General features: G+C 55.4%; 11 protein-coding genes and 3 tRNA genes. 2 read left to right on the top strand and 12 right to left on the bottom strand.

Features of this window, described 5'->3' with window-relative positions; translation table 11 throughout:
• Positions 1 to 5: 5 nt before the first annotated feature.
• The 12 genes from MFLA_RS00445 to MFLA_RS00390 form a co-directional block, all read right to left on the bottom strand.
• The gene (locus MFLA_RS00445; RefSeq protein WP_011478450.1) at positions 6 to 488 is read right to left on the bottom strand and encodes a hypothetical protein; all 483 of its coding nucleotides are present in this window, start codon (positions 486 to 488) and stop codon (positions 6 to 8) included.
• Positions 485 to 1,099, bottom strand: a complete 615-nt coding sequence (locus tag MFLA_RS00440; protein WP_011478449.1) for a hypothetical protein — start codon at positions 1,097 to 1,099, stop codon at positions 485 to 487. The genes MFLA_RS00445 and MFLA_RS00440 overlap by 4 nt, the downstream gene beginning before the upstream one ends.
• Positions 1,096 to 2,670, bottom strand: coding sequence for a hypothetical protein (locus MFLA_RS00435; protein ID WP_011478448.1), 1,575 nt, complete (start codon positions 2,668 to 2,670; stop codon positions 1,096 to 1,098). Before MFLA_RS00435 ends, MFLA_RS00440 begins: the two co-directional genes overlap by 4 nt.
• 4 nt (positions 2,671 to 2,674) lie before the next feature.
• A complete protein-coding gene (locus MFLA_RS00430) occupies positions 2,675 to 3,880 on the bottom strand; it encodes a type II secretion system F family protein (RefSeq protein ID WP_011478447.1) in 1,206 nt (401 codons plus the stop codon).
• Between the two features lie 11 nt (positions 3,881 to 3,891).
• Positions 3,892 to 5,595 (bottom strand): GspE/PulE family protein, encoded by a 1,704-nt coding sequence (locus MFLA_RS00425; protein ID WP_048811460.1) that lies wholly within the window; start codon positions 5,593 to 5,595, stop codon positions 3,892 to 3,894.
• Between the two features lie 71 nt (positions 5,596 to 5,666).
• Positions 5,667 to 6,839 (bottom strand): tetratricopeptide repeat protein, encoded by a 1,173-nt coding sequence (locus MFLA_RS00420; protein ID WP_011478445.1) that lies wholly within the window; start codon positions 6,837 to 6,839, stop codon positions 5,667 to 5,669.
• On the bottom strand, positions 6,823 to 8,442 hold the full coding sequence (gene mshL / locus MFLA_RS00415; RefSeq protein ID WP_011478444.1) for a pilus (MSHA type) biogenesis protein MshL: 1,620 nt from the start codon (positions 8,440 to 8,442) through the stop codon (positions 6,823 to 6,825). The genes MFLA_RS00420 and mshL overlap by 17 nt, the downstream gene beginning before the upstream one ends.
• A 316-nt stretch (positions 8,443 to 8,758) precedes the next feature.
• Positions 8,759 to 10,102, bottom strand: a complete 1,344-nt coding sequence (locus MFLA_RS00410) for an ExeA family protein (RefSeq protein WP_011478443.1) — start codon at positions 10,100 to 10,102, stop codon at positions 8,759 to 8,761.
• The gene (locus MFLA_RS00405) at positions 10,102 to 11,553 is read right to left on the bottom strand and encodes a sigma-54-dependent transcriptional regulator (RefSeq protein WP_011478442.1); all 1,452 of its coding nucleotides are present in this window, start codon (positions 11,551 to 11,553) and stop codon (positions 10,102 to 10,104) included. The genes MFLA_RS00410 and MFLA_RS00405 overlap by 1 nt, the downstream gene beginning before the upstream one ends.
• Positions 11,554 to 11,652: 99 nt before the next feature.
• Positions 11,653 to 11,728 (bottom strand) — tRNA-His (locus MFLA_RS00400).
• A gap of 31 nt (positions 11,729 to 11,759) precedes the next feature.
• A tRNA-Arg gene (locus MFLA_RS00395) sits at positions 11,760 to 11,836 on the bottom strand.
• A 28-nt stretch (positions 11,837 to 11,864) separates the two neighbouring features.
• Positions 11,865 to 11,941 (bottom strand) — tRNA-Pro (locus tag MFLA_RS00390).
• An 82-nt stretch (positions 11,942 to 12,023) separates the two neighbouring features.
• Between MFLA_RS00390 and folD the strand changes: the two genes are divergently transcribed.
• Both folD and dksA read left to right on the top strand, forming a co-directional pair.
• Positions 12,024 to 12,893 carry a bifunctional methylenetetrahydrofolate dehydrogenase/methenyltetrahydrofolate cyclohydrolase FolD gene (gene folD / locus MFLA_RS00385; RefSeq protein WP_011478441.1) on the top strand — a complete coding sequence of 290 codons (870 nt, stop codon included), beginning with the start codon at positions 12,024 to 12,026 and terminating at the stop codon, positions 12,891 to 12,893.
• Between the two features lie 129 nt (positions 12,894 to 13,022).
• On the top strand, positions 13,023 to 13,445 hold the full coding sequence (gene dksA, locus MFLA_RS00380; RefSeq protein WP_011478440.1) for an RNA polymerase-binding protein DksA: 423 nt from the start codon (positions 13,023 to 13,025) through the stop codon (positions 13,443 to 13,445).
• Positions 13,446 to 13,584 lie beyond the last annotated feature (139 nt).

Here is a 13,584-nt window from a genome sequence, read left to right as displayed (position 1 = left end):
GCACGCTACCGGATCGTCCCCTGTTCAGCCGGGTTGGTCGCCGGCCCGGGTGCCGCCGTGTGCACGTTGCGCTCAATGATCTCGCCAGTGTCCGGATTGAATGCCTGTCCGGCCTTGAGACGTACTTGGCGCCCGCTTTCATGGATAGTGAGGGGAATGCCCTGGCGGTTGACTTTCCCCACTTGCAGTTGGCCGTTGTCGCTGCCTTCCTGTAACGGCTGGTGGTTGATCCAGACCGTGCCCTTGCCACCGTCGCTGCGTTGTATATAGCCTTGTACACTGAGTTCCTGCGGCGGCACGGGAGCTGGTACTTGTCCAGAAACAGCAGGCGCCTGGACCGGCTGCTCCAGTAACTGGCCACCCTGATGTTGGCGCAATTTTTCCAGGCTTTCCCGCTCGGCAGGCGTGGTAAACAACCGACCAAAAGACTGTGCCGCAGCACCGACATGGACACACAGCAACAGGGATAGAAGGATGACTCTCATCATGGCATTGCTCCGGCCGTGGACTCGCGCAAGGTCAGCCAGTCGATCTCGCAGGCCGCTGAAGCCACTGGAACCAATATCGTGGTGCTTGGGACACCGCTGCGTTCCATGGTGCAATCCCGCACCAGGAAAGGCGTGCTCTGGTAGCGCCTCAGACCGTCCAGCAAGACGAGAAGATCACCCTCATGCAGCAAGGAAAGCTCAAGTTTCATGACGGAGCGGTACAGGGTAAAGGGCGCGGTATTGCCGATGAAGCCGGGCTGGTAGGGTGCTTGTGCGCCAATACTGTACTTGATGCCAAACAGCCGCTGAGTCTGGTGGATATTGCGCAATGCATCCACCCATTCAATGCGGTGCTCTTCGCCGATGAAGCCTTGATCCATCAGGCGCTGGTAGACCGGCAAGTAGCGGATGATGTTGTCACGCTCCTGATCCGAGGCCAACAGGCGCGAGCGTGCCTGCATCAACAGGTTTTGCTGCTGCTGCAGCCGTTGTTCGATTTCACCATGGTAGCCCTGGGCATATGTCACCATGCCGATGGCAAACACCAGCGACACCAGCAAGGCGGCCAATGGCAGTGCCAGTCTTTGCCAGTCCTGTCGGTTCAATTTCATGGCTGCACTCCCTGCTCCACTTCCGGCCTCAGTATGACCTTGAGCTTGAACTCGGCCTTTTCATTTCGCGCTGTACGCTCATCAGTGGTACTGCCCTGCAAATTTGAGTAAGAGCTCACATTTACCGGTTGTTGCAGCACAGTGGCATCTTGTACCTCATCATCTGCATTCAACATCTCGACAAACCGTTGCACCGTTTCCAGCGCCGCACGATAATCTCCATTGAAATTGCGGATTTCACCGGTCATGAACCCTATCTGGTAAGCCTCTCCCGTACCAGCAGAATTTTCTGGCTGTATAGCGCTAGCACTTGCTTCATCCTTGAAATGGACATCCTGACTGACGACCCAGCGCAAGCGGTTCAATTGTATGCTGCTCATCTGATCCATGACGGTGCCCAAGACATTCATCATCCTGGCCGGTGTAGCCGTCTGCCTGGCAATGGCATCATGCACGCTGGCAACGACTTGCAGATCCATGCCCTGAACCGGCGTGACCGGGAAGTTATCCGCGACCTCTTTATAGCGTTGCTCCTGCTGGCTGGTTTCTACTGCCAGTTGATTGAGTTGGTGCATATCTTCGACCGATTTCGCCACATACAGCGAGGTCAGCAACAATCCCAGGACGGCAATGATCAGCGCGGAAAGCACCAAGCCTTTGCGTACCAGCTCCACCCTGTAGGTTTTGACCAGCGGCTCGGGAGCCAGGTTGTCCGGCCTGTGACCGCGTGCCAGCAGTTGCATATGCACCAGCTCTGGCAACTGGCGCACTTGCTCCAGAGGTAACCCGCTGCGTTTTGCCAGTTGCGCCAAGTTGATATGCTCGCATGGTAGTCCCTGCTCTTGCTGGATATTGCGGCTGATCTGCTCTGCGTCCTCTGCCGGCGTGAGTACGACTACCCGGAGCGAAGTATCGCGCGCGATCAGGCGCTGGCTCAACAGATAGAGCCTGGCTTTGTCCGTTTCCACCAGATGAAAGTAAGATACCTGCTGATATGCCTCGGGAGATATTTGCACCATCCGGCTGACGCGCAGGCGCCCCTGGTTGAAATAGCTTTGGCGCAAGCCTGACGACAGCTGCTCGCTGAGCAGAATATCACCGGCCTTGAACTTGAGTTTGTGCAGCAACAGCTGGCTGACCATCGGCAGGCTGTAGACGCCCGCAAGCGGCACATCCTGGGCAGCCAGAGCATCCAGCCATGGCTGCAGGGATTCGGTATTGTTCAATGCGACGAAGAGAAAACGGTCATCTCTGCGCTTGTCGCGTTCGCGACTGAGAAACTGCGCCGCCTTGAAGGTAGTGCCGCGATAGACTTGGTTGAGCTTGCGCTGCAACAGTTCCTTGCGAGAACGACCCGAGGTATGAGGCAAAATCTCAAGGTGGAAATCCTCTTCCAGCGCATCTACCATGAGATAGGTCGGGATGTAATGGTAGCGTGCCAGGAATTCAGCGAATCCGAGGTGGCCATGCGGCTGGTTATCGAATATCTCGATCCCGCGCAAACGCCCGAAACGCCAGCGACTGGCAATCAACCGGTCATGGGTAGCACACAGGATGAGGCGTTCGAACATATGGCTATAATTTAAGTTGGCTGAAGGAATCGTACACCGGACCAAGCACAGAGAACATGATCAGCGCCAGAATAGCGCCCAATATCACGGTCAAGGCTGGCTCAATCATCTTGAGCAGCTTCTCCACGGACTCATTGACATCCCTGTCGTAAAAATAGCTGACATTGAGCAATGCCTTGTCCAACGCGCCAGTGCTCTCGCCTACGCGGATCATGCGCACCACCAAGGGCGGGAACAGGCCGACATTACGGAAACTGTCGCTCATGCTTTCCCCTGCATTGATCTGCTGCCAAGCCCGGTTCAATGCTTCTGCCACCACAAGGTTATCCACGACCTCTTCGCAACTGCGTATGCCGTCCAGCACGGGAATGCCTGTCTGGTACATCAGCGCAAAATAGCGCGAGAACCGCGCCAGGATGATTTTATTGAGAATATTTCCCGTGACCGGCAGATGCAACTTGATGAAGTCATAGCGGTATCGCACGTCAGGGTTGCGATGGATGGCAATGCCAAATATGGTAGCTATCAATAACGGCAGGCCCAGTATCAACCACCAATATCCGACCACGGCATTCGATACCGCGATCAGGATGCGGGTCTGCAACGGCAATGCCTGGCCAATATTGCCCAGGAACGACACCATCTGTGGCACCAGGTAGGCCATGAGAAAAATCACGGCTGCTACAACCACCACCAGGACAAACGTGGGATATGCCAATAGCTTGCGGGTCTGCGAGATCAGTTCGTCCTGCCACTTGAGCGTATCAGCCAGATGGCGGAAAATTTCCGGTAGACGCCCGGTTTGCTCCCCGGCTTTGATCAGGCTGACGAATACGCGATTGAAGACATACGGGTACTCCGCCAATGCCTGCGACAGCATTTTGCCGCCCTCCACTGAGGAAACCAGGGAGCCGATAATCTTCTGGAAATGCGGGTTGGTGGTACTGTCCCGCAGATCCACCAGCCCCTCCAGCAACGGCACGCCGGCCGAGGTAAGTTGCTCGAGCTGGAAACAGAAAATCACGAGATCCTGCAGGCTGACCTTGCTGCGGCTCAGGATCGACGGCCTCAGGCTGGATGGCCGGAACGTGATCAAGTCCAAACCCACGCGCTTCAGCCGCAGCTCCAGGTCGATTTCGTTCAAGGCATCGATCTGACCATGCGCCGCCTTGCCCGTTTGATCCACTGCCTTATAGTTGAAGGTTGGCATCCGCTGGCTTTCTAACTGACCCGACTAGTGAGATCAATCACCCGCATCACTTCAGCAAGGCTGGTATGTCCTTCGATGATGCGCCGGATACCGTCTTCCGCAAGCGTGACGAATCCTTTCCGCAATGCCAGGTCGCGCATTTCGTCAAAATGCGCACGACGCGCCACCAACGCATCCATCTCGCTATCCACCCTCAGCAGCTCCATGATGGCCATGCGCCCGCGAAAGCCGGTATAACCGCACTGCTTGCAACCAGGTGCACGGTGAATTCGCAAATCCGGTCGAATGTTCTTGCCCAGCAGCTTACGCTCTTCGTCATTTGGGAAATAGGCTTCCTTGCAGTGCTGGCACAATACACGCACCAGGCGCTGTGCCACTACGCCAATGATGTTACCAGCCATGATGTCGGGCGAGATGCCAATATCAAGCAGGCGCGGAAACGTGCCCAGCGCAGAATTAGTGTGCAACGTGGTAAACACCTGATGGCCAGTCATCGCAGCGCGGAACGCCATGGTGGCAGTATCGGCATCCCGCACCTCGCCCACCAGGATAATGTCCGGGTCCTGGCGCATGATGGATCGGATGCCGTTGGCAAAGTCGACTTTATTCACTTCCGCCACCGAGGTCTGGCGCATCATGGTCACAGGATATTCGACCGGGTCTTCCAATGTCATGATGTTGACGCCTTCGGTATTGAGGAAGGAAAGCAGCGAATAGAGCGTCGTGGTCTTGCCGCTGCCGGTAGGGCCGGTCACGATGACGATGCCCTCCGGCCGCGTCATCATGAGCTTCAACTCGTCCAGCGCCTGATCGCGCAAGCCCATGCGCTCGAGCGGGATAATCGACTTTTCGCGGTCGAGCACCCGCAGTACGATATTCTCGCCATGGATGGTGGGATGGCTGGCAACACGGAAATCGATCGGTCTGCCAGACAGGTTCATGTTCAAGCGTCCATCCTGCGGAGATCGCGTCTCGGCAATGTCCATGCCACTGATGACCTTGAGGCGCACGGCAATGCCGGGCCAATAGGTCTTGTGCAGACTGCGCACTTGCTGCAGCACACCATCAATGCGGTAACGGATGCGCAGAAAGGCATACTCGGGTTCGAAGTGGATATCAGATGCTCCGCGCTTCACCGCATCCATGAGTAGGGCACCGACCAAGCGCACCACCGGCTGGGTATATTCGTCCCCGCCTGTCTGCAGGCTCTGGTAGTCGATTTCCCCAGTCTCGATCTCGCGAAGAATGCCATCCACCGACAGCTCGTAGCCGTAGAACTGGTCAATATAGTCTTCAAGCTGAGCCTCCGCGGCGAGCACAGGCTTGACCTGCACCTGGGCGCCCACAGTCGCCCGCAACTGGTCCAGCGCCACCACGTTGAACATATCGGACATTGCCACAGTCAACTGCCGCGTGTTGGCATCGAATGCCACCGGCAGGATATGATAGCGGCGCGCGAAACTCTCCTGCACCATTTTCAGCGCCTCGCCATCGGCCACGACCGTGGCAAGATCGATACTTTCCTGGCCAATGGTATGCGCCACCAGATCGCGCACCATCGCTTCGGTAACGAAGCCCAGGCGCACCAGCTGGCGCCCCAGCGGAATATTGCTCTGCTCCTGCTCCATGAGGGCGATACGCAGCTGGTCCTGGCTGATCAGCCCCTGCTGCACCATTAACTCCCCCAAGCGGAGCTTGCGACGTTGTTCTACCATGAATGATGTTGCTTCCGTTATGTGTGGGCCCGAGCACCCCGAACCACGGCATATCCTACGAGCGGAAAGCCCTACTGAAGCTGGCGTATCCTGGCAGCCAGCTGTGCCTGGTCCACACTCGCAGCGTCATTGCCGGCCAGTAATGCCTGTGCCTGCTGATAATATTCCAATGCTAGGCTGTGTTTTCCCAGGTGATCTAGGCTCACCGCCAGATTGAATGCATATTCGGGATTGGCGGTATCAAGGTGGTGCGCCTGGAAATAGGATTGTTGCGCCAGCGGCCATTGTCCTTGTTCAGCATAATGGTTGCCCAATGCGGCATGCAGGTAGGCCTCCCCCGGCTGCTGGCCGATGAGGTTCTTGAGCTGGGTTTCACTGCTCAGCGGATCGGCCTGCCCCTGCAATTCCAGCAAGGCTGTCTGTGCGATGCTGTTGCGCGGCTCGACCTGCAGCACCTGCTGATACCACCCTACGGCATCCTGCGTCCGGCCTTGGCGTGCTGCAATCGCCGCCATGCCCAGCAGCGCATCGATATTGCGCACATCTGCCTGCAATGCTTGCCGGTATGCTTGCTGCGCAGCCGTATCATCGCCGCGGTTGAATGCCTCATAGGCCGTAAGCACATATTGATTGACCACCGCCGCCGGACGATTGCGAGTGACCGATATTTGGTTATCAGCCGGTGTTATTGGCACTTCACCAAATACCTGAGGCACTGTTTTCTGCGCTATGACATTCGCGGGCGTACTGGCTGCAGACAGTCCCACCGCTTGCTCTTGCGCCTGAACAGGATTGGGCTCTTTCATCACTTCGGGTGTAGCAACACTTGCTTCCCTAAGATCGTGCTCGGGCTGGCTGGCATCCTGTGCAGCACTCATGACTACAGGCTTGGGTACCATCACTTCCGGCTGGTCCAAGGAGTTCAAGTACCAGAACACGGCACCCCCTAATAGCAGCACCAGCAAAAGCAATAAACGCCCCTGGGCAAATGGCGAAATCAGCGCATCCCGCTTTATCTTATCGGCCCTGGCGGCAAGCAGCTGAGCCGCCGCGCGCTGTTGTGCAGCAGGCTCGCCCATCGACGGGGACGTACCTGCTTCCGCTACTGAAGGCTGGTTGGCCTCGCCGCCACGCACAGGTTCAGCTGGCGCGATATCCAGCAAGAACTCCTCGAGCTCGGCCTTCTCCAAGGGCTGTTGTTTGGCCTGCTCCGCCTTTTGCAATGCGCTAATTAACAGACTCATCAATCAACCTCTGCAACTGCTGGGCAGGCAGGTATTGCTTATATGAGGCGAGCTCATCACTTTCCAGACTGGCATTCCGAATCACAATGGGCCGCAGGAAAATCACCAGCTCGGTCTTCACATTGAAATTGCTGCGCGCGGTGAACAGCTTGCCCACCAATGGCACCTTAGCAATACCCGGCACCTTGTCCGTCGCTTGCTGGATATTGTCCTGCATCAGGCCCCCAAGCACTGCGGTATTGCCGCTATTGATCTGTAGCATTGACTCCAGCTCACGCACCTGGATCTGAGGGATCCTGCTCACGATCGGTGGTGTCACCGCAGCTAGCTGGGGATTGGGGTCATCCACGTATCCCAACACCCGCGAAATAGTAGGGCGTACATTGATATTTACCAGTCCTGAGTCGTTAATCTGAGGCGTGACGCTCATCACGACACCCACAGGCACAGTATTCGGCGTAGTGGTCACGGCCTGCAAGTTGGCGGAGCCTTGGACGGTGCCCTGAGATATTTGCGACTGAATGGTAAAATAGACCAGATTATCCACTACCTTGAGAACGGCGGTCTGGTTGTTCAATACCATCAGCTTTGGACTGGACAGCACCTTGGTATCGCCGAATTGCCGCAACAGCCGCAGGCTGAAATCAATATCACTGTTGGTGCTCGAATACCCCACACTGAACGGAACGGATGTGCCTGCCGTTCCTGCGATCCCCGCAGGCGTCAGCACAGAGCTCAACCCGAGCTCACTTCTCATATTGAAGCCATTGCCCAACCGACTCCAGTCAATGCCAGCCTGAAAAGTATCGTTCAATGTCACTTCTACGATGGAGGCCTCGATCAATACCTGGCGCCTGGCGCTGTCCATCACCTTATCAAGGAACTCCTGCACTTTCTCATGCTGGCGGTTGGTCGCACGCACACTGATGATGCCTGTTTCCGGGCTGGCAATGACAGTGGCGGCAAACAATGTCCTGTATTCCGTACGCGCCTGCTCGCGCTCTTCCGCGCTATTGCGTGACGGTGCCTGTATAGAGGATGAGGCTTCATCTTCGGCATGGGTTGCAGCAGCATCCTCTGTCTGAGATGCAGTACCAGTGCGAGTGATGATCACCTCCTTATCAGTCTCGGCAAGAATATCCTTGAGGTTCTGGATCAAGGTTTCCCAAAAGTGATTTCTGGACTCGCTGTTGACTGCAGTGCGTGAGCTATTCGCGGTACCGGAAGCACCGGACGTACTGGCGCCCGAGACGCCCATGCCGCCACTGGCCCCACCGATCCCACCAGTCGCAGCTGCCCGTCCAGTGCTCGCAATCTCTGCCGCGGCACCGATGAATCCTGTGGTATCACGTGACATGTTGACATAATCCACCTTGTAACTACGCAGCACCGGCATATCAGGCGTAATGTTCAATACATTGCCGTCCACACGGTAGGTGAGGTCGACCTGCTTGGCGAGGCGTTCCAGGATGGCAGGCAGGGTCTGGTCAACCGCATTGAGTGTCGCCCGCCCCTGGATGGCCGGGTGAATGTCAATATTCAGCTTGCTTTCTCGCGCAAGTGCAAAGAGGATTTCCTTGACCGGCACATCGTTGACGACCACGCTATAGGTCTGCTCCTTGACTCTGGGCTTGGGTGGGGCAGATAGTTGCTGCTCTTGACCGGCTTGGGAATGCTGGCAGGCGAGGCCAGCCTCACAGACGGATCTTCGTCAATATGACCGCTGGAAGGAGAAACTGTGGATTGGTGGGCGCAACCCACCAATCCAAGCACACATGGCAGGATAAGAATGCTGGCAATTTTTGGCAATTGGCCGGACAACGCGTTACCCCCTTCTCGTCATTTCTATTTCCGGGATTGATCCCATACTCAATTATACGATTGCAAACTCAGCCCACACACAAATAATGACAACCAAGTCATTGATGTTGCAACAGTTCCTCTCTGATCCCAGCAATAGTGCGCAAGTATGCGCCCATTTGCAGCGCTTTTGGTAATGACCTGAATTCCTCCAAAGCCTGCTGACGGTTCTCATATGCGCCATACAGTATGATAACGCGGTCTTCTTCGCCAACTTTAGTCCTCAGGGCATAAACATCATCCAGCACCAGGTTCGCCGATAACAACTGCTGCTCTTTTTCCTGGTCGGTCTCCGGAAAATCATGCATCAGCGCTATGGTGATATATTCCGGCGGTGTGCTGTCGAGCCAGACAAGCGATGCCTCCTCACGTTGCATCAACAGTGGAAGGACGCCAGACATCCCGCGTCCGCTTTCATTTTCCAAGGAATGCGCTTCTTCCAGACGCTGCTCCGTCTCGGCATGCGTCACTGGTGCAGGCGCGACAGGCAACGGCAGCATGCCCTGACTCCAGGCATATAAAGCCATGCCAGCTACCCCCAGTACTAGCCCCCCGATCAGGACGCTCCAGCGTCCTACCGGACGCTGTATTTCACCGGCGAACTCGCTGTCTCGGATCGCAGCAGCGACATGCCTCGGCGTTACCTGATCGGCATTGGCGGCAAAGGCCGCCAACAAGGATTTGTCGGCCAGAATATTCACCCGGCGCACCAACCCCTGCGCCATTTTGGCCAATTGTTTGACGGCACGCTTGGTGAACAATGGGGGCCCGTAATATCCTGCTGCTCGCAGGCGAAACATCAGGTATTCAGCAATCTCATCCCTGCTCAGAGGGCCCAGATAGAAACTATGGGTAATGCGTTCCTTGAGCTGGCGGATTTGTCGTTGGTTGAGGTTGTCATCCAACTCAGGCTGGCCAAACAGCACAATCTGCAGGAGCTTGTGGTGGCGGGTTTCCAGATTGGTGAGCAAACGGATTTCTTCCAGCGTGGCCAATGGCATGCCTTGCGCTTCTTCTACAAAGACTACCACCTGGCGTCTGGCTTCATGCTTGTCGAGCAAGGCCTGCTGCAGCCGCTGCATGACCTCCAGCTTGCTCAGCCTGTCAGGAATGTCCAGGTGCAGCTCCAGCGCAATCGCATGCAGCACGTCTTCCGGCGCCATGCTGGGATTGGCCAGGTAGACGCTGTCCACATGGTCTGGCAGCTGGGTTTGCAGCATGCGGCACAGCATGGTCTTGCCACTACCCACCTCGCCGACCACCTTGACAATCCCCTCCCCATGCAGGATGGCATAGCGTAGCGCTTCCAGCACCGCGCCGCGATTGCCACCGCGGAAGAAAAAGTCAGTATTGGGGGTAATCTTGAACGGCGGCTCTTTGAGGCCAAAATGTGCGTAATACACTATTCGCCTTTGTAGTCCTGCTGTAGCTGGATACGGCTATAGAGTGTCGTGCGGTTGATGCCCAGCAGCTTAGCCGCCTGACTCAGGTTGCCATGGGTAATTTTCATGGCAGCGTCCACATACGCCCGCTCCCAGGATTTCAGCACTTGGTCCAGATTGACATTGGCCTGTATCTGCAAGTGCTTGTGTGCTTGACTCGCCATCGCATTTTCATCGGTGATCAGCGGGACATCTGCACCATTCCCGGTACCTTGATCCAGGCCGCTATGCATCAGATCCAGCTCCGAGGCCAACTGCACATCCGTCACAACCTGCCCAGAATATTTGGCCACCAGCCGGATGATGATGTTGCGTAACTCCCTGACGTTACCGGGAAAGTGATAGCCCAGCCAGCGCTCTTTGGCCTGGCTATCCAGAACAAAAGGAGTTTGCCCAGTTTCACGGGCGTAAAACTGATTGAAATGCTCCAACAACAGACAGCGGTCCTGGTCCAGATCCCGTAATGGTGGTACGCGTACCGAAAATACGCTTAGCCGGTGATAGAGGTCGATTCGGAAATTACCCGCACGAACTTCCTCCCGCAAATCGCGATTCGTTGCAGCGACGATGCGTGCACGACTGCGGCGCGTCTGGGTTTCCCCGATGCGCTGATACTCGCCGTTTTCCAGCACCCTCAACAGCTTGGCTTGCAACTCCAGCGGCAGTTCACCCACCTCATCGAGAAACAATGTGCCTTCACCAGCATCCTCGAAATAGCCGCTATGCGCGTTTGCTGCCCCGGTGAATGAACCCTTGCCATGACCGAACAGGATGGACTCTGCAAGATTTGGCGAAATCGCAGCACAATTCAGGGAAAGATAAGGCTGTTGCGAGCGGCGGCTGAAGCGATGCAGGCAACTGGCAACCAATTCTTTGCCGCTACCAGACTCCCCTTCAATCAGTACAGGGAAAGGAGCATCCGCAAACTGGGCAATCTGCGTGCGTAAGGTTTGCATGGGCAGACTATTGCCCAGCAACCCCCAGTCATCATCCGCGCTCGCCGTCTCACTCAGTTCTGCGTCTTGCAGCTTCAACGCATTTTGCAGCAATTGGCGCAGGCGTTCCACATCGCACGGCTTGGGAATGAAGTCGACCGCACCCAAGGCCAGTGCATGCTTGACGTTCGCCTCTTCGTTCTGGCCAGAAAGCACAAGGATTTTCATGGTAGGTGCATGTGCAAGCAGCTCACCAATCACCTTGAAACCCTCGTCAGGCTTGTGCGGTACCGGAGGCAACCCTAAATCCACCAGTGCAAGCGGGGGCGGAGTCTCAAGCTGACGCAGCGTGCTCCTGGCCTGCATGCGCGACTCGGCAACATAGACGTCGAAATCCTTGCCAAGCAGAAAATGCAGGGTATCGGTGATCAATGGATCATCATCAATGATGATCAGCGCAGGAAGCTGTGCAACCATCGGAACGGCTTTCCGTGAATCATGTGGGGGGAGAAATGAGTACAAACCATGGCGCTACTATAAGCATAACGCCCTGTCGGCACAAGATTGCAAGGAGAATGGGGTGGCTGATCGGGCTCGAACCGACGACAACTGGAATCACAATCCAGGGCTCTACCAACTGAGCTACAGCCACCATTGAAACCGGATTATAAAAACCAGTGTAATGGCCTGCCCGACAGGAATCGAACCTGTAACCCCCAGCTTAGAAGGCTGGTGCTCTATCCGGTTGAGCTACGGGCAGATTGTCGGGCAATCATCAATAAAGAAAATGGTCGGGGTGGAGAGATTCGAACTCCCGACATCCTGGTCCCAAACCAGGCGCGCTACCAGGCTACGCTACACCCCGAGGGCGAGAAATATAGCGCACTCCGGCAGGAAGGTCAAACTGATTCTGCTAAAATATCGCATTATTTTTGAAAAAACTTGTCATGACCGCCCAAATCATCAACGGAAAAGCCATCGCCGAAGCCACCCTGTCCGAGACAAAGTCATTAATAGACAAAAGGTTGGAGAAAGGCCTGCGGGCTCCAACATTGGCTGTCATCCTTCTTGGCTCGGATCCCGCCTCTACAATCTATGTTCGCAACAAAAGACTGGCCTGCGATAAAACCGGTATTCGCTCTCTCGCCTATGACCTACCCGATACGACGAGTGAAGCCGAATTGCTCGCACTGATCAAGCAGCTCAATCAGGACGACGCAGTGGATGGTATTCTGGTGCAGTCTCCTCTTCCTGCGCATATCGAAGAAAAGAAAATTATAGAAACCATCAGCGCCACCAAGGACGTAGATGGCTTTCATCCATACAACATCGGGCGCCTGGCTGTACGCCAGCCCACACTGCGTTCATGTACACCGTATGGTGTGATCAAGTTGTTGCAGTCCACAGGTGTCAGGCTGCTCGGTCTGGATGCCGTGGTTGTCGGCGTTTCCAATCACGTAGGACGCCCAATGGCGCTCGAACTCCTGCTTGCAGGCTGCACGGTTACCAGCTGCCATCGCCACACCAAAGATTTGCAGGCAAGCATAGCACGCGCCGACATCGTGGTTGCGGCCGTAGGCAAGCCGCACCTGATCAAAGGCGAGTGGATCAAGCCTGGCGCAATCGTAATAGATATTGGCATTAATCGATTAGCAGACGGCAGTCTATGTGGCGATGTCGAGTTTGACATTGCCAAAACCCGTGCCGCCTGGATTACGCCCGTTCCAGGCGGCGTAGGTCCCATGACGGTTGCCACGTTGATGCAGAATACACTGACAGCACTCGAATTAGGCGAATCCGACCAAGCCCCAGCCTAAATTTCCAATGTGTATGGATCAGTACACCAGGCCCTGCATTACGGGGCTTTTGCATCACTGAATTATTCAGTGTACACTTGCGCCTGCTTTATTTTTCTGTTAATCGAAAATTAACTTTTTAAGGCGCACATGGCTGAAGCAATTACAAGACAGTTTGTTCCTTACCAACCAAAGCCTGGTGAGGAATACATGAATGATAAGCAGCTTGATCATTTCCGGAAAATTCTGAATGACTGGAAAGCAGAGCTTAGTCATGACATTGATCGCACGGTTCATACCATGCAGGACGAAGTCACCATGTTTGCCGACCCAAATGACCGGGCAAGCCAGGAGTCCGACATGGCGCTGGAGTTGCGTAACCGTGACCGTGAACGCAAGTTGATCAAGAAAATTGACGAGACGCTGGCCAAGATAGACGAAGGCGATTATGGTTATTGCAGCGGTTGCGGTATTGAGATCGGGCTAAAACGATTGGAAGCCCGCCCTACTGCAACACTATGCATTGACTGCAAAACGCTGGACGAGATCCGTGAAAAACAGGTAGCAAAATAACCATCACCTGACTTTCAGTGTTTATCATCACGATGAAGGCGTATGTAATCTTGCGCCAGAAAGTGGTCGAAGCAAAATAGTGGTGCAATTATCCGTTCAGCTTCGCCGAGCGGGCATCACCTATCTTCATATTGTTTTC

The sequence above is a fragment of the Methylobacillus flagellatus KT genome (assembly GCF_000013705.1).
Lineage (GTDB): Bacteria > Pseudomonadota > Gammaproteobacteria > Burkholderiales > Methylophilaceae > Methylobacillus > Methylobacillus flagellatus.
Note: the sequence above shows the minus strand (reverse complement) of the source record. Positions and strands in the feature narration are given on the sequence as shown.

Excerpts from the sequence above, each read along its gene's own strand:
- dksA (WP_011478440.1), top strand. The coding sequence starts at position 13,023 with ATGGCTGAAGCAATTACAAGACAGTTTGTTCCTTACCAACCAAAGCCT.
- MFLA_RS00420 (WP_011478445.1), bottom strand. The coding sequence starts at position 6,839 with ATGAGTCTGTTAATTAGCGCATTGCAAAAGGCGGAGCAGGCCAAACAA.
- MFLA_RS00445 (WP_011478450.1), bottom strand. The coding sequence starts at position 488 with ATGATGAGAGTCATCCTTCTATCCCTGTTGCTGTGTGTCCATGTCGGT.
- folD (WP_011478441.1), top strand. The coding sequence starts at position 12,024 with ATGACCGCCCAAATCATCAACGGAAAAGCCATCGCCGAAGCCACCCTG.
- MFLA_RS00430 (WP_011478447.1), bottom strand. The coding sequence starts at position 3,880 with ATGCCAACCTTCAACTATAAGGCAGTGGATCAAACGGGCAAGGCGGCG.
- MFLA_RS00440 (WP_011478449.1), bottom strand. The coding sequence starts at position 1,099 with ATGAAATTGAACCGACAGGACTGGCAAAGACTGGCACTGCCATTGGCC.
- MFLA_RS00425 (WP_048811460.1), bottom strand. The coding sequence starts at position 5,595 with ATGGTAGAACAACGTCGCAAGCTCCGCTTGGGGGAGTTAATGGTGCAG.
- MFLA_RS00405 (WP_011478442.1), bottom strand. The coding sequence starts at position 11,553 with ATGGTTGCACAGCTTCCTGCGCTGATCATCATTGATGATGATCCATTG.
- MFLA_RS00435 (WP_011478448.1), bottom strand. The coding sequence starts at position 2,670 with ATGTTCGAACGCCTCATCCTGTGTGCTACCCATGACCGGTTGATTGCC.